Below are 19891 nucleotides of genomic sequence, written 5' to 3'. Positions count from 1 at the left end.
CCGTGTTCATCCCGATCGACTTCGCGTGGCTGGAGGCCACGCTGCTCGCCGCCGTGCGGATCACGGCGTTCATCATGATCGCCCCGCCGTTCTCGTACCGGGCGATCCCGGTGCGGGTGAAGGCGATGCTCTCGATCGGACTGTCCCTCGCGGTGGGTGCCGCGGTCGCCCCGGGCTACGAGAGCCTCGACACGGGGCCGTTCCTCGGCGCGCTCGTGATCCAGCTCCTCACCGGTGCCCTGCTGGGCTTCCTCGTGCTGCTCTGCTTCTCCGCGGTGCAGGCCGCGGGCAGCCTGATCGACGTGTTCGGCGGGTTCCAGCTCGCCCAGGCCTTCGACCCGGCGGCGATGGTCAACGGCGCGCAGTTCACCCGGCTGTTCCACCTGACGGCGCTCACGCTGCTCTTCGCCTCCGGCGGCTATCAGCTCATCCTCGCCGGGCTCGCCCGCAGCTTCGACGCCGTTCCGGTCGACGGCGTCTTCCGGGTGGCGGGACCGACCGAGCTGCTCGTCGACGGGGTGTCCCAGATGGTGCTGGCGGCCGTGCAGATCGCCGGCCCTCTGGTGCTGGTGCTCTTCCTCGCCGATGTCGGGCTCGGGCTCATCACGCGCGTGGCGCCGGCACTCAACGCCTTCGCGATGGGCTTCCCGGTCAAGATCCTGCTGACCCTCCTGCTCGCCGGTGCCGTGTACGTCGCGTTCCCCGGCATCGTCGACGCCCTCGCCACCCAGGCCTTCCGCATGATGCAGGGGGTGACGCCGTGAGCGGGGCGGACAGCGGCGAGCGCAGCGAGAAGGCCACCGAGAAGCACCTCCGCGAGGCCAGGCAGAAGGGCAGGATCGCCCGGAGCCAGGACCTGACGGCGTGGCTCGGCATCGGTGCCGCCGCCGTCATGATGCCCGCCGCCATCGCCGCGGGGACAGGCGCCGGCACCGAGCAGCTCATCTCCCTCACCTCGCTCATGCAGGCGCCCTCACCGGACGCCGCCCTCGCGGCCCTCGGGCGGGCCCTCGCCTCGGTGCTGCCGACCCTGGGGGCGCTGCTCGCCGCGGTCGCGATCGTGACGCTGTTCGGTGCGGTGGTGCAGGGCGGCGTGCATCTGCGGAAGCTGTCCGGGCGTTACGAGCAGTTCAACCTCGTCTCCGGGGTCCGGCGGGTGTTCGGCCTGCAGGCCCTTTGGGAGGGGGCGAAGGCCCTGCTGAAGACGGCCGCCATCGCCCTCGCCCTGTGGGTCGTCATCGCCGGCCTCATGCCCGTGCTCACCGCGAGCGGCGCCCACTCCATCTCCCGGCTGCTCGGCACCGCGGCGGACGGGACCGCCGCGCTGCTGCAGACCGCGATCGCGGTGGGCCTGGTGCTCGCGGCCATCGACCTGTTCGTGGTGATGCGCCGGAACCGCAAGCACACCCGCATGACCAAGCGCGAGGTGCGCGACGAGAACAAGAACTCCGAGGGCGATCCGCTCATCCGTCAGCAGCGCCGGTCGCGCCAGCTCGCGGTGAGCCGCAACCGCATGATCGCCGCGGTCGCCGGCTCCGACGTCGTGGTCGTCAACCCCACGCACATCGCCATCGCCTTGGAGTACGACCCCGGCACGTCCGCGCCGAAGGTCGTGGCGAAGGGCAGCGGGGTCATCGCCGAGCGCATCCGCGAGAAGGCGCTCGAGTCCGGCGTCCCCCTCGTCCGTGACGTCACCCTCGCCCGAGCCCTGCACGCCGCGTGCGAGCTGGGTCAGGAGATCCCCGAAGACCTCTACAACGCCGTGGCACGCGTGCTCGTGTTCGTCGACGCGCTCCGGCGCCGAGGCGCCGCCCGCGGCATCCACTCTCTCCCGTATCGGAGGACCGTATGAAGAAGCTGCTCATCACGCTCGGGGTGCCGATCGGCGTCGTCGGCATCATCATGCTGCTCGTCGTCCCGGTGCCGCCGTTCCTGCTCGACGTGCTGATCATCCTCAACATCATGTTCGCGCTGGTCATCCTGCTGACGTCGATGTTCGTGAAGAAGCCGCTCGACTTCTCGGTGTTCCCCTCGCTGCTGCTCGTGGCGACGCTGTTCCGGCTGGGGCTGAACGTCGCCTCCACCCGCCTCGTCCTCGGCGAGGCATATGCGGGACAGGTGATCGAGGCGTTCGGGGCGATCGCGGTGGGCGGCTCGCTCATCATCGGCGCCGTGGTCTTCCTCATCCTCGTCGTCATCCAGTTCGTCGTGGTGACCAAGGGTGCAGAGCGCGTGGCCGAGGTGGGCGCCCGGTTCACGCTCGACGCGATGCCGGGCAAGCAGATGGCCATCGACGCCGATCTCAACGCCGGCCTCATCAGCGACACCGAGGCCCGCGAACGCCGGGCGGAGGTGGCGGCCGAGTCCGACTTCTACGGGGCGATGGACGGCGCCTCGAAGTTCGTCAAGGGCGACGCGATCGCCGGACTCGTCATCATCATCATCAACCTCGTCGGCGGCATCGCGATCGGCCTCGTGCAGCACGGCATGTCGATCGACCAGGCGGTGAGCACCTACAGCCTGCTCACGATCGGCGACGGCCTCGTCACGCAGATCCCCGCCCTGCTCATGGCGGTCTCGACCGGCATGATCGTCACCCGCTCGACCGCCGAGGCCGAGATGGGATCGGCCGCGTCCACGCAGCTCGGCCAGTCGCGCAACGCCCTCATCATCGCGGGATGCGCGGCCATCGTCATGTCGCTCATCCCGCACATGCCGATGCTCCCCTTCCTGGTGATCGGCGCCCTGCTGCTCCTCATCGCGCAGCGCATCACCGCGACCCGCAAGCGCGAGGAGGCGGAGGCCGCACAGGCCCCGGCTCCCGCGCCGGTGGACCAGCCCGAGGAGCTCATCGAGCGCATGCGGGTGCATCCTCTGGAGATCCTGCTCGCCCCCGACATCGTCGACCTGGTCACCGGCGGCCCCGACGACCTCCTCGCCCGGGTGAAGGCGCTGCGGCGCCGCATCGCACTCGACCTCGGTCTGGTCACCCCGCCCGTGCGCACGAGGGACAGCATCGAACTCCCCCAGGCGACGTACGTCATCCGCATCGCCGGTGTCGAGACCGGACGCGGCACCGCGCCCACCGGGTCGGTCCTGGCCCTCGGGCAGGGGTTGGACAGCCTGCCGGGGACCGCCGCTCTGGACCCGGTGTTCGGTCTCGAGGGCAAGTGGATCCCGATGGAGATGCGTCACAGCGCGGAGTTCGCCGGGGCCACGGTGATCGACAGGGCGAGCGTCATCATCACCCATCTGTCGAGCGTGATCCAGACGCACGCCGCCCGTCTGCTCACGCGGGAGGACGTCCGCCAGCTCACCGACGCCCTGAAGCAGGTCTCCCCGTCGGCGGTCGAGGAGCTCACGCCCGCCCTGCTCTCGCTCGCGGAGGTGCAGCGGGTGCTGCAGGGCCTGCTCGCCGAGCGCGTGCCCATCAACGACCTCAGCCGCATCTACGAGGCGCTCGCGCTCCGTGCCAAGGTCTCCACCGATCCGGAGGGGCTGATCGAGGCCGCCCGCGCCGCGCTGGGGCCTGCCATCGCCTCCCGCTTCGCCGAGGACGGCACGCTCCGGGTCGTGATGATCGCCCCGCTGCTGGAGCAGGCGATGCTGGAGAGCCTCCGCCCCGGCGACGAGGGCTCTCAGATCGTCTTCGATCCACCGCGGATGGAAGCGGTGATCGCGTCGGTGAAGCAGGCCGTGGCCGCGCAGACGGACGGCGGAGAGCCGGTGCTCGTGTGCGCACCGTCGCTGCGCCCCGCCGTGCGGCGGCTGGTGTCGGCGCAGACCGACGGCCTCCCCGTGCTCTCCTACAGCGAGGCGACCGCGGCCGCCCTCACGATCGAGACGATCGGGGTGGTCCGGGACTCCTCCACCGCGTCGCTCGGGGCCGCCCCCGCCGCACCAGTAGGCTGAACGAATGCTGGTGTTGACGAGGCGGATCGGTGAGAGCGTACGCATCGACGGCGAGATCGAGGTCACGCTGCTCGACATCAAGGGCGACAGCGTGCGCATCGGCGTCAAGGCCCCGCGGGAGACCCGCATCCAGCGCACCGAGATCATCGAGGCCGTCGTCGCCGAGAACGTCTCCGCCGCCGCCGACACCGACGCGAGCGCCGCGGACGCCATCACCGCGGCACTCGCGCGCGGGCGCGAGAAGCAGACCCCCTAGCGGCGGGTCAGACAGCGGCCAGGTCCGACTCCTGCGCCCGCTTCCACTGATCCCCACCGGCATCGCGCGCCCGGCACGCCGCCGATGCCGCCGCCGCGACGAGAGCGTCGTAGTCGTACCCGGCGACGGATGCCGTCGCCCAGCCGATGCTCGCGGAGGAACGGATGCCGGTCGCCGGCGCGTCCAGGTCGATGATCGACACGGATCCCAGGATCGCCCGCAGATGGAAGCGCACCGCCTCGTCGCTGCCGTGGATGAGGACGATCGCGCGGTCGTCGGCGACCCGTTCCGCATCGGCGGTCGCCGGGAGCGCGTCGCAGATGTCCGCGTGGAACCGGTCAGCGATGCGTCGGAACCCGGCGCTGCTCGACGCCTCGCGGAGGTCGGCGGGATCGTCCAGGCGGACGTCGAGGACCGACCACGCGGGGTCCTTCTGCGCTGCCGCCTTGCGCAGACGATCCCTGGCACGGTTCGCGGCGCCGTCGGTCCCCGGCGGCGCGCTCTCCACCCGCACGAGGAGCACGAGCGTGAACGCCGCGCAGGTGCTCATGACGATCGTCCCGAGGGCGTTCACTCCGCGGAGCGCGCTGAGCTGCTCCTCGGTGCTCACGCCCCCGGAGACGAGGGCGGATCCCGCGCTGACGACGGCGACCACCACGAAGCCGCACGCGGCGAGCGCGAGCGGCAGGACGATGTCCCGCGTCGCCGGCTGCCCGCGCGTCAGCTCCCAGGCGAGCAGCCCGGCGAAGACCGCCATCGCCAGGAAGACGACGTGGAACACCGGCAGATACCAGCGCGTGCCCGCCGTCAGGATCAGGGCTGCGGGCACCCCGACGAGCGCGACGATGACCGGAAGCCAGGGTGCCGTGCGCTCGAAATGCATCCGCACGCCGATCCACACCAGCGGCACGAAGCAGACGACGATGGCGGACGCGGCCGCCCGCAGCACAGGGCTGCCGGTGTGGTGCCCGGCCAGCCACAGGTAGGCGCCGAGCATCCCGATACCGAAGGCGACCCCCCAGACGATGGTCGCCCTGCTCGGTCGGGCGAGGGTCGCGAGACCGACGACGACCGCGGTGAGCACGGTCACCACCGCCACCATGCTCGTGGTGACATCGACGCTCACGGGCACGAGCGGTGTCATACGGGGTCCTCTTTCGTTCGTCGGGGGAAACGGACGGTGACGGTGGTGCCGACGTCCACCTCGCTCGACACGAGGATGACGCCGCCGTGTGCGACCACGATGTCCCGCGCGATGCCCATGCCGAGCCCGGTACCGGGGATGCCGCCGCGCACGGCACTGTCGGCGCGGAAGTACGGCTCGAACAGCCGCGGCAGCTCGTCCTCGGAGATGCCGATCCCCGTGTCCGCCACCGTGACCTCCGCATGGCCGTCGGACTCCACCAGCCGTACCGTGATGCGACCGCCTCCCTCCGTGTACTTGGCGGCGTTGCCCAGGAGGTTGTCCACCACCTGACGCAACCGGAACGCGTCTCCCGTGATCACCACCCGCTCCGCCCCATCGAGCACGAGTTCCTGGCGCGCGGCGCCCATCAGGGGCGCGAACGATGCGGCGGACTCCTCCACGACCACGCGCAGGTCCACCGGCTCGAAGGGATCGTGCGAGATCCGCCCCGTCTGAGCCTGCATGCTCGTGACGAGATCCTGCAGCCGCTCCCCGGCGTCCGCGATGACCTCGATCTGCGCCGGCACCCGGCCGGGGAGGTCGTCGCGCTCCCGGAGGAGCTCGACATGGCCGATGATCGCCGTGAGCGGGTTGCGCAGCTCGTGGGAGATCACGGCGGTCAGCGCCCGACGCTCCTCGGCGGCCTCGAGGAGGGCGGTGACGTCATCGATGACGACGAGGGTGATGCTCTCCCCCTCCCGGGCACTTGCGATGGGCTGGGTGGTCACGGCCAGGGCATGCCACTGCCCTGCACCGTCGTACAGCCACACCCGCTCCTCCCGCATCTGCTCCCCCGCGGCGGCTCGTGCCAGCGTGGTGCGCTCCGGCGTCAGAGCCGTTCCGCGCCGCGCGTCGTACTCGACGGAGGCCGACGGGAGCGCTGTGCCGAAGCGGTCGCGGCCGTACAGGGCGCGGTAGGCGTCGTTCATCTGCAGGACGCGGCCCGCGGAGGTGACCACCACCAGCGCGATGCCCAGCGCGTCGATGACCTGCGTGACGCGCTCCTGGTTCGTCTCGGCCCGCTCCGCCGCCCTGTTCACCTGCTCGGAACGGCGCTGCAGGAGCCGCCGCGCCGCACCGGAGCGCTGGGCACCGATACGGACGGTCACGCCGAGGAAGCTCAGGGTGATGACGACGGTGAGCACCCGGAGCAGCACGTCCTCCGGCGGCCCGGAGCGGTCCGCGAAGAACACGAGGCAGCCGCCGCTGAGGACGATGCCGACGAACACCCAGGGCATCGAGAAGTAGGTCGCCAGCCAGACCACCGGGAACACCCAGAGGAAGCCGAGCCGGAGATCCGGCACGTTCGTCGTCAGTCCCACCCCGAGCACGTCCAGCAGCGGGAGGATCGTCACCGCCGTGCGCGGCAAGCGCCGCCAGGGCACCATGAGCGCCACGAGGGTGGTGACCACGATGAGGCCGATCCCCCCGATGAACAGCGGGATCGCGAGGGTCTGCGGCTTGAAGCCCGCGACCATCACCACGATGGCGACGATGCTCGCGGTGAACACCAGCTGCCACCGCCAGATCGAGACCGTGCGGATCATCAAGGCCCGCCTCCCGGTCGATCCTCAGCATTCACGCAAGATTACTCAAAGATCGTCACTTCGCGCTCTTCAGGCGGCCTTCCCGTCCTACGATTCTGAGTGGGAGCCGACGCTGCGACTGGGGATTTCGCAGAAGCTGGGGCCGCGCGAGTGGGGATTCGCAGGCATCCGGGGCCGCGGTGGGGGAGCCGCGGCCTCGACCCCTCTCCTCAGACGGGCCGGTCGTCGGAGGTCAGACGGTAGCCGACGCCGCGCACCGTCTCGATGTAGCGCGGGGCGTTCGGGTTGTCACCGAGCTTCCGGCGCAGATTGGCCATGTGCGTCTCGATGGCCCGTTTGTCCGGCTCGCTCACCCGGTCGAACGCATCTCCGGAGAGCCCGCGCAGCCCTCGTGCGAGGTCGGCTTTGCTGCAGACTCTGCGGCCGGCCTCGAGGAGCGCGGCGAGCAGGTCGAACTCGGTGGGGGTGAGTTCGACGGGGCGCTGGGAGACGAGCACGAGACGCGTGTCGAGGTCGAGGCTGAGGTCGCGGTGCACGAGCCCTCGCCAGGTGGCGACGGTGGCGTCGGCGGCGGCGATGACCGGCAGGGACGCGCTCGACGCCGCGGAGGCCGTCGAGACGGTGACCCGGGGCGGCGGTGCGCTCGCGGCCGCGGGCGTCCCCTTGTCCGCCGCGGACAGGCGGGTACGGCGGAGGAGCGCCTCGATCCGTGCCCGCAGCTCGCGCGGCCGGAAGGGCTTGACGAGGTATTCGTCGGCACCGGAGGTGAGGCCCAGCACCACGTCCGACTCCTCGGCGAGGGCGGACAGCATGATGATGAAGGTGTCGCTGACCCGTCGGATGCGTCGCGCGACCTCGAACCCGTCGATGCCGGGGAGGTTGATGTCGAGGGTGGTGATGATCGGGTGGTGCGCCGCCACTGCCGCGAGACCGTCCGGACCGGAACCCGCCAGCACGGTGCGGAAGCCCGCGGCGAGGAACACCTCGTCCAGGAGCGACCGCACACCGGGGTCGTCTTCGATGATGACCGCGACCAGCGGCGTCTCCCCCGTCACGCGCGCTCCTCGCGGGCGATCGTGACGAAGCGCGGCGCGTCGGCATCCAGCTCCGAGGGGTCGAGGTCGTCCTCGTCGTCGCCGGCTCCGACGGGGCGTTCGATCTCGACGTCCCACCAGGCGTCGGCGAGCTCCTCCGCCATGCCGCGGCCCCACTCCACGACCACGACCGACCGCTCCAGATCGAGGTCGAGGTCGTCGAGTTCGGCGGCGGAGCCGAGGCGGTACGCGTCCACGTGCACGAGCGGCGCTCGGCCGACCAGGGACGGGTGGGTGCGGGCGATCACGAAGGTCGGGCTCTGCACGGGTCCCCGCACACCGAGTCCCTCGGCCAGACCCCGGGTGAACGTGGTCTTGCCCGCCCCCAGGGGTCCGGTGAGGATGAGCAGGTCGCCCGGTTCGAGCTGCTCGCCGATGCGCAGCCCGAGCTGCTCCATCTCGTCGGAGGTGGCGATCTGCCGGCGTCCGAGGAACGCCGGGTCCAGGCTCACGTCGTCCTCCGCGGCACCCGGTGACCGATGCGGGTGACGATCTCGTAGCCGATGGTGCCGGCGGCCTCCGCCCAGTCCGCGGCCGAGGGCACGCCGAGGGTCGGGTCCCCGAAGAGAGTGACCTCGTCGCCGACCGCGACCGGGGCGTCGCCGACGTCCACGACGAACTGATCCATCGCGATCCGTCCCACGTTCGTGTAGCGCCGCCCTCCGATGGACACGGGCAGTCGCCCCGAGGCGCTGCGGGGGACGCCGTCGGCATACCCCAGCGGCACGAGCGCCAGGGTGGTCTCCCGGTCCGTGCGGTGCGCGTAGTCGTAGGAGACGCCGGTGCCGGCGGGAACGCGCCGCACGGCGGCGACCGCCCCACGAAGGGTCATGGCCGGACGCAGGCCCAGTTCCGCCGAGGAGCGGTCGTCGAAGGGCGAGAGGCCGTAGGTGCCGATGCCGATGCGGACGGCGTCCAGTCGCGTCTCGGGAAGGTCGATGGCGGCGGCCGTGGCGGCGATGTGTCGGATCTCGGGTCGCACGCCGAGCGCGGCGGCCTGCGCCACCCCTTCCTCGAATCGGGCGAGCGCGGCACGGTCGTCGGCGGGCGAGGCGTTGGAGAGGTGGCTGAAGAGTCCCACGACCCTGACCCGTCCGATGCGCTCCAGGCGGGCGGCCTCCGCGAGCACCGTCCCCCAGTCGTCGGGGGCGATGCCGTTGCGCGACAACCCGGTCTCGAGCTTCAGGTGCACGGCGACCGGGCCGTCTCCGGATGCGGCGGCGGCCGCCGCCTGCAGCTGGTCGTATGACGAGATGCCGAGCTCGATCCCCTCGGCGGCCGCCTGGACGAAGCGCTCCCCCGGAGCGTGCAGCCAGGCCACGATCGGGGCGTGCACGCCCTGACGCCGCAGCTCCAGTGCCTCCGGAATCTCGGCCACGCCGAGGCGGGTGGCGCCGGCGGAGAGAGCCGCCACGGCGGCCGCGGTGGCACCGTGGCCGTACGCGTTCGCCTTCACGACGACGAGCACCTCCACGCCGGTCAGGCGACGGAAGTGCCGCACGTTGTCGGCGATCGCATCCAGGTCGATCGTCGCCTCGCGGAACGGGACGGTCACAGCGGGGCTCCTTCGGCGACGACGAACGCGGCGGCGAGACCGGCGTCGTGGGTGAGGGTGAGGTGCAGCGTGAGGATGCCGCGTTCCTCGACCACCGCGGCGGTGGATCCGGACAGCACGAAATGCGGCCGTCCTGAGGGCTCGGAGGCGATCTCGATCTCGGTCCAGTGCACGCCGTCGGAGCCGCCGAGGGCCTTGATCAGCGCTTCCTTCGCGGCGTACCGCGCGGCCAGGGACGGCAGCCGGAGCTCCCGTTCGGACGGGGCGAACAGCCGCTCCCGCAGACGAGGCGTCCTGGTCATCGTGCGCTCGAACCGCGGGATGTCCACGAGGTCGATGCCGGTGCCGATGATCACGCGTTCAGCCTACTCGGGCTTCCCCACCCACCCCGTTACGAACGCCCCACCCCTCTGCGTGCGCACGCAGAGGGGTGGGGCGAACAGAACAGGGTGGGTCGGCGGTCACTCCACCGTGACGGACTTCGCGAGGTTGCGCGGCTGGTCCACGTCGAGGCCCTTCGCGGTCGCCAGCGCCATCGCGAAGATCTGCAGCGGGACGACGGCCAGCAGCGGCTCGAACATCGGGCCGGCGAGCGGGATGTGGATGACCTCGTCGGCGAAGGGCAGCACGGCGGCGTCGCCCTCCTCCGCCACCACGATCACGCGGGCACCGCGGGCGCGGATCTCCTGGATGTTGGAGACGACCTTGGAGTGCACGAGTGCCGAGTGCCGCGGCGACGGCACGAGCACGAACACGGGCTGGCCCGGCTCGATCAGCGCGATCGGACCGTGCTTGAGCTCGCCGGCGGCGAAGCCCTCCGCATGGATGTAGGAGATCTCCTTGAGCTTGAGCGCACCCTCGAGCGCGATCGGGTAGCCCACGTGGCGACCGAGGAACAGCACCGAACGGGTGTCGGCCATCCAGCCCGCGAGCTGGGTCACGTGCTCGTGCTCGCTCTCCAGCACCTTCGCGACCTTCTCCGGCAGCGCGGCGAGCTCCTCGACATCGGTCGAGGCGTCGGCCACGACGCCGCGGACGCGTCCCATGTGCAGGCCGAGCAGGAGCAGGGCCGTGATCTGGGCGGAGAACGCCTTGGTCGAGGCGACGGCGACCTCCGGGCCGGCGTGCGTGTAGACGACGGCGTCGGACTCGCGCGGGATCGTCGCCCCCTGCGTGTTGCAGACGGACAGCGTGCGGGCACCGCGCTCCCGGGCGTACTTCACGGCCATGAGGGTGTCCATGGTCTCGCCGGACTGGCTGATCGAGACGACGAGGGTGTCCGCGCCGATGACGGGGTCGCGGTACCGGAACTCGTGGGCGAGCTCGACGTCGACCGCCACGCGCGCCCACTGCTCGATCGCGTACTTGCCGACGAGGGCCGCGTAGGACGCGGTGCCGCACGCGGTGATGATGACGCGGTTGATGCCGACGAACAGGTCGTCGAGACCGTCCAGCTCCGGGATGACGACCTGACCGTCGCGGATGCGGCCGCGGATCGTGTTCGCGACGGCTTCCGGCTGCTCCGCGACCTCCTTGGCCATGAAGCTCGACCATCCGCCCTTCTCGGCGGCGGCGGCGTCCCACGAGACGTCGAACGGCTCGGCGGCGACGGGCGTGCCGGCGAAGTCGGTCACGGTCACCGCGTCGGGGGTGATCGAGACGATCTGGTCCTGACCGATCGCGAGGGCCTTGCGGGTGTGCTCCACGAAGGCGGCGACGTCGGAGCCGAGGAAGTTCTCCCCCTCGCCCAGGCCGATCACGAGCGGCGAGTTGCGGCGAGCGCCGACGACGAGACCCGGGTGGTCCTGGTGCATCGCGAGGAGCGTGAAGGCGCCCTCGAGGCGGTTGACGACGGCGCGGAACGCGAGCGCGAGGTCGCCCCCGTTGCCAGCGTACTCGCGGCCGAGCAGAGCCGCGGCCACCTCGGTGTCGGTCTCGCTGCGGAAGGCGACGCCGTCGGCGAGGAGTTCGTCGCGCAGCGCGGCGAAGTTCTCGATGATGCCGTTGTGGATCACCGCGAGCTTGTCGTCGTCGGCGAGGTGCGGGTGCGCGTTGACGTCGGTCGGGCCGCCGTGCGTGGCCCACCGGGTGTGACCGATGCCGGTCGTGCCGTCGGCGAGGGGTGCATCGCCGAGCGAGTCGCGCAGCATGGCGAGCTTGCCCGCCTTCTTGCGCATGCCCAGCGTTCCGTCGCCGTCGATCACGGCGATGCCCGCGGAGTCATAGCCGCGGTACTCGAGCCGGGCGAGGCCGGCGAGAAGGATGTCCTGGCTGGGCCGCGGGCCCACGTATCCGACGATTCCACACATGGGGATAAGGGTAAGCGGGAATTTTTGCGAGTCGTCCGAACAATAGGACGCCCGCCAGGGCGCCTCAGAGCTTGCGCAGCAGCACGCTCTCCACGTCGTGATCCGCGCCCTTGCGCAGAACCAGCCGCGCGCGGTGCCGCGTGGGCATGACGTTCTCGACGAGGTTCGGCATGTTGATCTCGTTCCAATATCCCAGTGCGGTGGTGATCGCCTCCTCGTCGGTGAGGTGCGCGAACACGTTGAAGTAGGACGAGGGGTTGCTGAAGGCCCCCTGCCGCAGCGCGAGGAACCGGTCGACGTACCACTTCTCGATGTGCGCGGTGTCGGCGTCCACGAAGATCGAGAAGTCGAAGAGGTCGCTGACGGCGACGTCGTTCGGCGCGGGCGGAGGCTGCAGGACGTTGAGCCCCTCGACGATCACGACGTCGGGGCGGCGCACCACGACGTGCGCGTCCGGCACGATGTCGTAGCGCATGTGGGAGTAGAACGGCGCCCGCACCTCGGGCGCTCCGCTCTTGACCTCCGTGAGGAACTCGATCAGCGCCCGGCGGTCGTACGACTCCGGGAAGCCCTTGCGGTCCATGAGGCCCCGGCGCTCCAGCTCGGCGTTCGGGTAGAGGAAGCCGTCCGTCGTCACCAGCTCCACGCGCGGCGTCCCCGGCCACCGGCTCATCAGCTCGCGGAGGAGCCGGGCGATGGTCGACTTGCCCACGGCCACGGAGCCGGCGACACCGACGACGAAGGGCGTGGTCGTGTCGTCCTCCTGGAGGAACGACGAGGTGGCCGCACCGAGCTGCTTCGTCGCGCTCGCGTACAGGCTCAGCAGCCGGCTCAGCGGGAGGTACACCTCACGGACCTCGGTGAGGTCGAGGCGATCGCCGATCCCCCGCAGCTCCACGACCTCGGTCTCGGTCAGGGGCTGGTCGAGTCCGGCGGCGAGACGCGCCCACTCCGCGCGCCCGATCTCCCGGTACGGCGACAGCGGCAGTGTGGGGTCGGCGGTGGTCACGTCGTCCATCGTAACCGCGCGCGAGTATCCTCATCCCGTGCGCCTGGGAGTCCTCGACATCGGATCCAACACCGTCCACATGCTCGCCGCCGACGTGCGCCCGGGTGGACGACCGCTCGCGACCACGAGCGACCGGACCGTGCTGCGCCTCATGCGGTACCTCACCCCGGACGGGGCGATCGCGGAGGACGGCGTGCAGGCCCTGGAGACCGCTGTCGCGCAGGCGCGCCGGGTGGCGGAGGCGGAACGCGTGGACGCGCTCCTCGCCACGGCCACGAGCGCCGTGCGCGATGCCCGCAACGGCGCCGAGGTGATCGCCCGCGTCGAGGCCGTCCTTGGTCAGCCGCTCCAGGTGCTCGACGGGGAGACCGAGGCCGCGCTCACCTTCCTCGCGGTGCGGCGCTGGTTCGGGTGGTCCGCCGGCCAGCTGCTGCTCCTCGACATCGGCGGCGGCTCCCTGGAGATCGCCGCGGGCGCCGAGGAGGTGCCGGACGTTGCCGCCTCCGTGCCGCTCGGAGCCGGGCGCATGACGGTGCAGTTCCTCCCGCAGGATCCGCCGGGTGAGGACGATGTGGAGCGGCTGCGGGCACACGCCGCAGCGACTCTCGACGCGGTCGTCCCCCGGTTCCATGCCCTCCCCCGTCCGGACCACGTCGTGGGGTCCTCCAAGGCGATCCGTTCGCTCGCACGATTGGTCGGCTATCCCGTCCCCGGCTGGTCCGGGATCGAGCGGATGCTGCTCCCCCGCGAGGCGCTCGGGTCGTGGATCCCGCGGCTCGCGCGCCTTCCCGCCTCGGCGCGCCAGGAGCTCCCGGGGATCACGCCCGACCGGACGTTCCAGATCGTGGCGGCCGCGGTGTCGCTGCATGCTGCGATGAGCGCACTGGGGGTGGAGGAGCTGGAGGTGTCGCCGTGGGCGCTGCGCGAAGGAGTGCTGCTGCGGTACATCGAGCAGCTCGGGTCGCGATCCTGAGAGGGCTGCTCCGGCGGCGCGGATAGCATGACGCCATGACCCCGACCCTCGCCCCCCGTGCCCCGCGCGGCAGGGTGGCAGCCCGCGTCGCCCTGGTCGGCTACCTGCTGTTCGTGGGCTTCACCGTCTGGCTGCCCGCGGCCGTGTCGTCCAAGGTCACGGGTCTCGTGGGCGTGATGGCCCGCTGGGTCGCGGAAGCCGGCATCGCGCCCTACCAGCCGAGCGCCGTGGTGCTGGAGATCCTGGCCAACGTCGCCCTCTTCGTCCCTGTCGGGCTGTTGCTGCCCTTCGCCTGGCCACGGCTTCGACTCTGGCAGGTCACGCTCGCCGGTGGTCTGCTGAGCGTCGTGATCGAGTCGGTGCAGGGCTTGATGCCGTCCCGGTTCCCCACGCTCAGCGATGTGATCGCCAACACCACCGGCACCTTCCTCGGAGCCGTCGTGGCGACTCTGCTGCTGGCCCTGTTGTCACGCGGTCCGGACGGACCGAGGGACCCTAGGCTGGCTTCGTGACCCTCCCTCCCCTCGACGGCCCGCCGGCCGGCATGAGCCGCCGAGAGTGGCGCGAGCAGCAGGACCGACCCGCGCCCACCCCCGCCGCCGAGAACGACGTCAGCCCGATCGCCCCTGCCGGCGAGACGCTGACCATCCTGACGGTGTGCACCGGGAACATCTGCCGCTCTCCGCTCGCCGAGGTGCTGCTCCGACAGCGCCTCGAGCCGCTGGGCGTCCGCGTGCACAGCGCCGGGACGCACGCGCTCGACGGGCACGGCATGCCGGAGGAAGCCCTCGAACTCGCGACGCTCGGCGGGGCCGATCCGGCGATCGCCGCCGCTCACCGCGCCCGCTACCTCGTCGAGCCCTACATCACAGGCGCCGACCTCGTGCTGACGATGGCGCGCGAGCACCGCTCCACCGTCGTGAAGATGGTGCCGGGTGCTCTCCGACGCACGTTCACGCTGCGCGAGTTCGCACGGCTCGCCTCCACGCTGAGCACCGACGAGGTCCAGGACGCCGCCCGGGGGGACGGAGCGCTGCGCGACCGGTTCGCCGCCGTGCTCCGCGCCGTCGGGGATCAGCGCGGCCTCACCCCCGCACGGCCGGAGGACGACGACGTCATCGATCCGTACCGCCGTTCGCGGGAGACCTACGCGCTCTCGGGTGCGCAGCTCGCCCCCGCGCTGAGCGAGGTCGAGCGGATCGTCCAGGCGGCGCTTCGCTAGCAGCCGGGCGTCTCCAGGGTGACCGGGGTCTCGCGCACCATCGGCGTGGTCCAGACATCGTACGGCCCGTAATCGGCCCCTGTGGTGCCTTCAGCGCCCTTCATCGTGACGGTGATCGTCGCGGCGGTCTGCGGCGGGGTGAGCACGCTGAGCCGGATTGCGTCGCGTCCAAGGTGCTGCCCCTCAGACACGAGACTGGCCCTCGCGGCGCCCTCTACGTTCCAGGACTCCACCGAGGCGCCAACGGGCGTGTAAACGACAACGTCGGTCGCGATATCCCCCGGACGGTAATGCGGACCGGTGATGAAGAACGGCAGGTCTTGGGCCTGTTCGGGCGTGATGTTGTTGGCGAACGTGATTTCCTGAGTGAATGTCGGCTGGCCGGCCGCGGTGCACTGATCCGTGTTGGAGACGATGGTCGCGTCCGCGTAGTAGTCGGTCTTGGCACCCGTCGTGTCGTTGAAGTAGACCCCGGCCACGGTCTTGTTCTCGTTCGACTTTGGGAGGGTTCCAGCGAGCTTCGTGTCCGCCATCATCGACTGAATCTTCTCGTTCGACGACCAGATCTTCAATCGGCTTTCGTCAGATGCCTGACGCAGCGCGTCGAGGAACGCCATCGGACTGTTGACACCGGCCGTCAGTGTGCTGAAGATTTGCGCCGCCGCTGCGGCGAAGAATGCGTCCTGAGGGGAGGCGTCGAGGACCTTCCCCGGCACGTACTCGCCGTACTGGTAATAGACCTCGTTGAGCAACAGGGACACCGCGTTCTCGCTCGTCAGTGTCTCGCCCGTAGCGAGGGGAATGGGCCCTGTGGCACGCAGGATATAGCTGAGCGCGACCGGATCGGTAGAGATGACGTCATCGAACGGAGGGAGGCCCTCGTCGGCCCACCATGCGCGCATGATTTCGACAGTCGTCGGGAAGTCCGGGGTTGCCGTCATGTTCGGAATCCAGCGGCCGATGATGTCGCTATACAGTGACGATGTCTCACCGTCGAGCGGCGCGATGCTCTCGGGACGCGCGTTAGCGAACTGGACGCTCGTCGCCTGCGTTGTCATCTCAATACGGCCGTCCGTCGCCGTCACGAGCGCGAGTGCTGCCGGGTTGCCTCCAGAGGCACGAAGTTCAGAGTTGCCCTGGAACATGAGGAGGTAGGTACGCGTTCCGCCCTCACCCAAGGCGGCGGGCAGGATCTCCAGGATCGGCGCGAAGCTGCCCAGCGTCTCATCTACTCCGCTTACGGCATCGTCAAGGGTTTCGATCGCACCGCTAACCTGCGGCAGGAGTGCGCCTCGGTCTGTCTCGTCAATCCTGTCGGCGACGTTCGAGAAAACGGCAGCGCCGGCGGACACAACTTCCTCGAGCTGGTGAAGCGCGTTCAGGTCAACTGCGCCGTTGACGGGACGGAACGCGTTGATGTCCAGCCTCGGAAGATAGTCGACAGCGAAGTCAGCGATCTCGTCGACGCTCTCCGCCGCTGAGCGCACTGCCTGGAGGTCGTCGCCGACGAACGGAAAGCTCTCCGCGATCTTCCACTCGATGCCTTTCGTCTCCGCTGCAGCCGCGCGCGACATCTCCTTCAGGGCACCGGCTTGCGCGACGGCTCCGGGCATATCTCCGGCAACGACCATGTCCGGCAGTCCCTTCGCGACAGGCACGGCGCCGGTCAGCGCGTCCCGCACTGCCAAAGCTTTCGATCCGACGATCACAGTGAGAGCAGTAAGAGCTGCGATCAGCAGGACCAAGACGCCAACGATCGACCAGACGATGAGCGCCCGTCGAGGGCGCCGCCGCCGTCGACGGAGGTTGGCGTCACGAAGGCTGGCGCGGGAACGTGTTGAAGAAGACATCGGGCCCATTCAATCGTACTCGGATGTGAAACTCCGAGTAGTCGAGCGAGATTCCGTACCGCGACCGCGAGTCCGAGGTGTCGACGCCGAGCTCACGTCACGCTCGGTACCGTCCCTGCGGGTTTTGCGACGGACGACGGGCAATTCGCCGCAGCCGATGCGCCAGTGCTCTCGAGAGCACTTCGGCGGAGCAGTGAGCCCGCCAATAGTCCATGCTCGCTCTGACATACCGGGCGTAGGTCGCATCGTCTGATCCGAGAAGTTCTTGGAGACGATCGACGAAGTCGTTGGGCGTGTGCGACGGATCCAAGAGGCCTGGGAAGAGATCCGGGTCCTTCCTGAGCACACCGACCCCGCCCACGTTGGTCGCGATGACGGGAAGGCCCTGAGCGAGGGCTTCTTGGATGGAGGCAGCGAGACCGCCTTCCGATTCCGACATTTGCAGAAACGCGGCGGCAGGATTCTCCGCGTACCACTCGCGAAGTTGCCGGCTCTCCATGTGGCCTGCGAACCGGTACGACCCCGGGGCGAGGACGTTCTCCGCGTGAGCCATCACGTCCTTCGTATGATCGCCGGTTCCCGAGCCGATATGAGTCCATGTGAGCTGCAGGCCGGTTGCCTTCTGCGCTTCGGCCAGATCGTCGATGAGCATGCGGAGACGCTTCACGGGCGCGATGTAAGAGCAGGAGACCAGATGCAGGCTAGACCTGTTAGCGTTGCCCGCGCCGATCGCGGGTGTCGTGCCTATGCGGTCGGTCGAGTACTTCATGCGATGCTCCGGGTAGCGCTCGCGCAGGTACCGCTCGGCAGATTCGGAGGCGGCGAAGACATGATTGAGCTCCGACAGGAGAAGCTCTCGTTGCGGGAGGTGATGATGCGGAGCGCGTTCGACATACAAGTCGAATCCGTTGGCCCGACTCACGATCGGGATCTCATCGAGACCCATCAGTCTTATCGTCTCGATCGCCACGCGGGCCGGCATGTGCAGCCAGAACGCGTAGAACGCGATATCGGCATCCGTGCTCACGAGGTTTGCGATCTGAGGCACCACGCGCTCTGCGATCTCCAGCGCTCGCACGTCGAACTTCCAATCCTCCATGATGAAGCGCGGATTCGGGCCGGCTGACATCGCTCGTCGGAACGAGCGGAGGGCCTGGAGGGGATGACGAGCACAGAAGCGCACGACCGCAGCGGCGAGGGAGCCCCCAGTGGCTCGACCGGTCACCACGGATGCTCCTGCCGGAAGCTGGCGCGTCTGCCGTATACCGGAGGCCCATAGGGTGGGAACGACGACCACCCGGTCGAACACTTCGACAAGCTGGACGATCTCCGCCTCAAGAAACTCTTCGCCGCGCCCGAACGGAAAGATCTGAGTGAACAAGATCAGCGATGAAGCGTCGTTGCCCAGGTCATTCGGTGCCGATCGCCTCATGGCGTCCACTCTATGAGAGCGGACGCCGTCCTGCGGTGTGTGCCGACCTCGCGTTCGATCCCCGAGCCGAAAATCAGCAAAGTCGACAGGGGGGGACGTTACGACCTATCATGGCCCGAGCCGGGGACGCTCCTTTGTGCGGCGTGGAGGACAGCATAGATGGCGGAACGACCCAGGCAGCGCGTCGGACGCAGCATAACCACTTTGATATCCTCGGCGGTGACTGGGCAGCTCGTCACCATCGCTCTCCTGCCATTATTGGCCCGACAGTACGGCCCAGTTTCCTTTGGTGAATATGCCATATTCGTCTCGATCACGGCGCTGGCAGGAATTATAGGAACCGCGCGATACGAGATGGCCATAGTGCTACCCCGATCTAATCGGGAAGCCGACGCCATCGCCCACCTTGGACTACGGCTTCTGCTCGCCGTGACGGTCGGCATCACGTTAATAGGCTCGGCGTCGACATTGATACCGAGCTTCCTGCCTTCGCGGTGGGTGTGGCTCGCACTACTGCTTGGGCCAGCAGTTTTCTTGATTGGGTATACCAGCCTTCTCACTCAGTGGTTGACCCGCGCGGGAAGATTCGGTGCGATTGGGGCGAATCGGATCGTTCAAAGCGGCGTAACTGGTGCCGCGCAAGCTTTGCTGTGCTACGTCGTGCCGCCTTCCGGCCTCGGGCTGACGCTAGGCCTGCTCGTCGGTCAGACTGTTGCGGCCTTGCTGTTGACCCTCGTCGACGCCTCGGGCAAACGCATACTGAAGATACACTCTGACCGGCGGTGGAGTTATCTCCTTCGCAAGTATCGTCGACTGCCCGCGCTACTGATGCCGCAGACGTTCGTCGATTCGTTTCGACTCAATGGGCTCAATCTGCTGATCGGCCAATTCTCAGTGAGCGCCTTAGGCCAGTACTCTCAGGCCTGGAGACTCGTTCAGCTGCCGGTTGGTCTCGTTGGGTCAGCGATCAGCCAGGTGTACTTTCCTCGACTGGCAGCAACTGCGCGTGACGACCTGTATCGGACGGCCCGCGCAAGCGTTGCGAAGGCGCTCGCATTCGGCGCGATCCCGTTCGGGCTGATCCTATGGCTCAGCCCCGCCTTGTTTCCGATATTTCTCGGCGAGCAGTGGGCGGAGGCCGGAGAGTACGCTCAGGCATTGGTCCCCGCGCTCTATGGAATCCTTGCATCCGCCCCCATTTCCACTGTGTTCATCGTGCTGAGAAAAGAGCACGTCGGGCTGATGTACTCGATCATCTACAGCGCACTGTCGTTGTTCACCGTCTATCTCTTCCGCGAAGACGTCCTCTTAGCGATCTGGCTCATGAGCGGAGTACAGGCGGTTTCGTCGATCGCCTACATCGCCATCGCTCTCCGGCTGGCGAAGCGCGCCGCCACCAAGAGTCGGGCGGCAGAGACCTAATCGGTGTACCCAGGTTGGGGTGGCATGACAGACATCATGACCTCGTTGGTCGGGCCACTCAGGGTGGACCTCCCCTGAACCGAGGCGGAGGGGATCGTCGGCTTCGTGGCGGTGATACTGTCGA

At 69.1% G+C, this 19891-nt stretch carries 18 protein-coding genes; 8 read left to right on the top strand and 10 right to left on the bottom strand.

Features of this window, described 5'->3' with window-relative positions; all coding sequences use genetic code 11:
- The first annotated feature begins 2 nt into the window (after positions 1 to 2).
- The 4 genes from RI211_RS04290 to csrA are packed head-to-tail and all read left to right on the top strand — an operon-like array spanning position 3 to position 4168.
- Positions 3 to 764 carry a flagellar biosynthetic protein FliR gene (locus RI211_RS04290; protein WP_268777207.1) on the top strand — a complete coding sequence of 254 codons (762 nt, stop codon included), beginning with the start codon at positions 3 to 5 and terminating at the stop codon, positions 762 to 764.
- Complete coding sequence (locus RI211_RS04285; protein ID WP_315637375.1) at positions 761 to 1852, top strand: EscU/YscU/HrcU family type III secretion system export apparatus switch protein; 1092 nt, start codon at positions 761 to 763, stop codon at positions 1850 to 1852. Before RI211_RS04290 ends, RI211_RS04285 begins: the two co-directional genes overlap by 4 nt.
- Positions 1849 to 3912 (top strand): flagellar biosynthesis protein FlhA, encoded by a 2064-nt coding sequence (locus RI211_RS04280; RefSeq protein ID WP_187663394.1) that lies wholly within the window; start codon positions 1849 to 1851, stop codon positions 3910 to 3912. Before RI211_RS04285 ends, RI211_RS04280 begins: the two co-directional genes overlap by 4 nt.
- 4 nt (positions 3913 to 3916) lie before the next feature.
- Positions 3917 to 4168, top strand: coding sequence for a carbon storage regulator CsrA (gene csrA / locus RI211_RS04275; protein WP_025104370.1), 252 nt, complete (start codon positions 3917 to 3919; stop codon positions 4166 to 4168).
- 7 nt (positions 4169 to 4175) lie between these two features.
- On the opposite strand, the gene RI211_RS04270 is transcribed toward csrA, so the two are convergent.
- The 8 genes from RI211_RS04270 to coaA all read right to left on the bottom strand — a co-directional run bounded on the left by RI211_RS04270 (position 4176) and on the right by coaA (position 12877).
- On the bottom strand, positions 4176 to 5312 hold the full coding sequence (locus tag RI211_RS04270) for a hypothetical protein (RefSeq protein ID WP_315637374.1): 1137 nt from the start codon (positions 5310 to 5312) through the stop codon (positions 4176 to 4178).
- The gene (locus RI211_RS04265) at positions 5309 to 6901 is read right to left on the bottom strand and encodes a sensor histidine kinase (protein ID WP_280567395.1); all 1593 of its coding nucleotides are present in this window, start codon (positions 6899 to 6901) and stop codon (positions 5309 to 5311) included. The genes RI211_RS04270 and RI211_RS04265 overlap by 4 nt, the downstream gene beginning before the upstream one ends.
- 209 nt (positions 6902 to 7110) lie before the next feature.
- Complete coding sequence (locus RI211_RS04260) at positions 7111 to 7956, bottom strand: response regulator transcription factor (RefSeq protein WP_187663389.1); 846 nt, start codon at positions 7954 to 7956, stop codon at positions 7111 to 7113.
- Positions 7953 to 8447: a tRNA (adenosine(37)-N6)-threonylcarbamoyltransferase complex ATPase subunit type 1 TsaE gene (gene tsaE, locus RI211_RS04255; RefSeq protein ID WP_232089186.1), complete on the bottom strand. Its 495-nt coding sequence runs from the start codon at positions 8445 to 8447 to the stop codon at positions 7953 to 7955. The genes RI211_RS04260 and tsaE overlap by 4 nt, the downstream gene beginning before the upstream one ends.
- A complete protein-coding gene (gene alr, locus RI211_RS04250; RefSeq protein ID WP_315637373.1) occupies positions 8444 to 9550 on the bottom strand; it encodes an alanine racemase in 1107 nt (368 codons plus the stop codon). The genes tsaE and alr overlap by 4 nt, the downstream gene beginning before the upstream one ends.
- On the bottom strand, positions 9547 to 9906 hold the full coding sequence (locus tag RI211_RS04245; protein WP_187663387.1) for a holo-ACP synthase: 360 nt from the start codon (positions 9904 to 9906) through the stop codon (positions 9547 to 9549). The genes alr and RI211_RS04245 overlap by 4 nt, the downstream gene beginning before the upstream one ends.
- A 105-nt stretch (positions 9907 to 10011) precedes the next feature.
- Positions 10012 to 11859, bottom strand: a complete 1848-nt coding sequence (gene glmS / locus RI211_RS04240; RefSeq protein WP_280567385.1) for a glutamine--fructose-6-phosphate transaminase (isomerizing) — start codon at positions 11857 to 11859, stop codon at positions 10012 to 10014.
- 64 nt (positions 11860 to 11923) lie between these two features.
- On the bottom strand, positions 11924 to 12877 hold the full coding sequence (gene coaA, locus RI211_RS04235) for a type I pantothenate kinase (protein ID WP_071327518.1): 954 nt from the start codon (positions 12875 to 12877) through the stop codon (positions 11924 to 11926).
- A gap of 28 nt (positions 12878 to 12905) precedes the next feature.
- Between coaA and RI211_RS04230 the strand changes: the two genes are divergently transcribed.
- Genes RI211_RS04230 through RI211_RS04220 form a run of 3 tightly spaced genes read left to right on the top strand, consistent with a single transcriptional unit; the run spans position 12906 to position 15063 of the window.
- Positions 12906 to 13841: a Ppx/GppA phosphatase family protein gene (locus RI211_RS04230; RefSeq protein WP_315637372.1), complete on the top strand. Its 936-nt coding sequence runs from the start codon at positions 12906 to 12908 to the stop codon at positions 13839 to 13841.
- A gap of 35 nt (positions 13842 to 13876) precedes the next feature.
- Positions 13877 to 14353, top strand: coding sequence for a VanZ family protein (locus RI211_RS04225; protein ID WP_315637371.1), 477 nt, complete (start codon positions 13877 to 13879; stop codon positions 14351 to 14353).
- Positions 14350 to 15063, top strand: coding sequence for an arsenate reductase/protein-tyrosine-phosphatase family protein (locus RI211_RS04220; protein WP_315637370.1), 714 nt, complete (start codon positions 14350 to 14352; stop codon positions 15061 to 15063). Before RI211_RS04225 ends, RI211_RS04220 begins: the two co-directional genes overlap by 4 nt.
- On the opposite strand, the gene RI211_RS04215 is transcribed toward RI211_RS04220, so the two are convergent.
- Together RI211_RS04215 and RI211_RS04210 are read right to left on the bottom strand one after the other, a co-directional pair.
- The gene (locus RI211_RS04215; RefSeq protein ID WP_315637369.1) at positions 15060 to 16913 is read right to left on the bottom strand and encodes a DUF4012 domain-containing protein; all 1854 of its coding nucleotides are present in this window, start codon (positions 16911 to 16913) and stop codon (positions 15060 to 15062) included. The genes RI211_RS04220 and RI211_RS04215 overlap by 4 nt on opposite strands.
- Positions 16914 to 17010: 97 nt before the next feature.
- Positions 17011 to 18345 (bottom strand): glycosyltransferase, encoded by a 1335-nt coding sequence (locus RI211_RS04210; protein WP_315637368.1) that lies wholly within the window; start codon positions 18343 to 18345, stop codon positions 17011 to 17013.
- Positions 18346 to 18564: 219 nt separating this feature from the next.
- On the opposite strand from RI211_RS04210, the gene RI211_RS04205 reads away from it, so the two are divergent.
- A complete protein-coding gene (locus RI211_RS04205) occupies positions 18565 to 19767 on the top strand; it encodes an oligosaccharide flippase family protein (protein WP_315637367.1) in 1203 nt (400 codons plus the stop codon).
- Positions 19768 to 19891: the final 124 nt, after the last annotated feature.

The organism is Microbacterium meiriae (genome assembly GCF_032364335.1).
In the GTDB taxonomy this organism is placed as follows: Bacteria; Actinomycetota; Actinomycetes; order Actinomycetales; family Microbacteriaceae; genus Microbacterium; species Microbacterium meiriae.
Note: the sequence above shows the minus strand (reverse complement) of the source record. Positions and strands in the feature narration are given on the sequence as shown.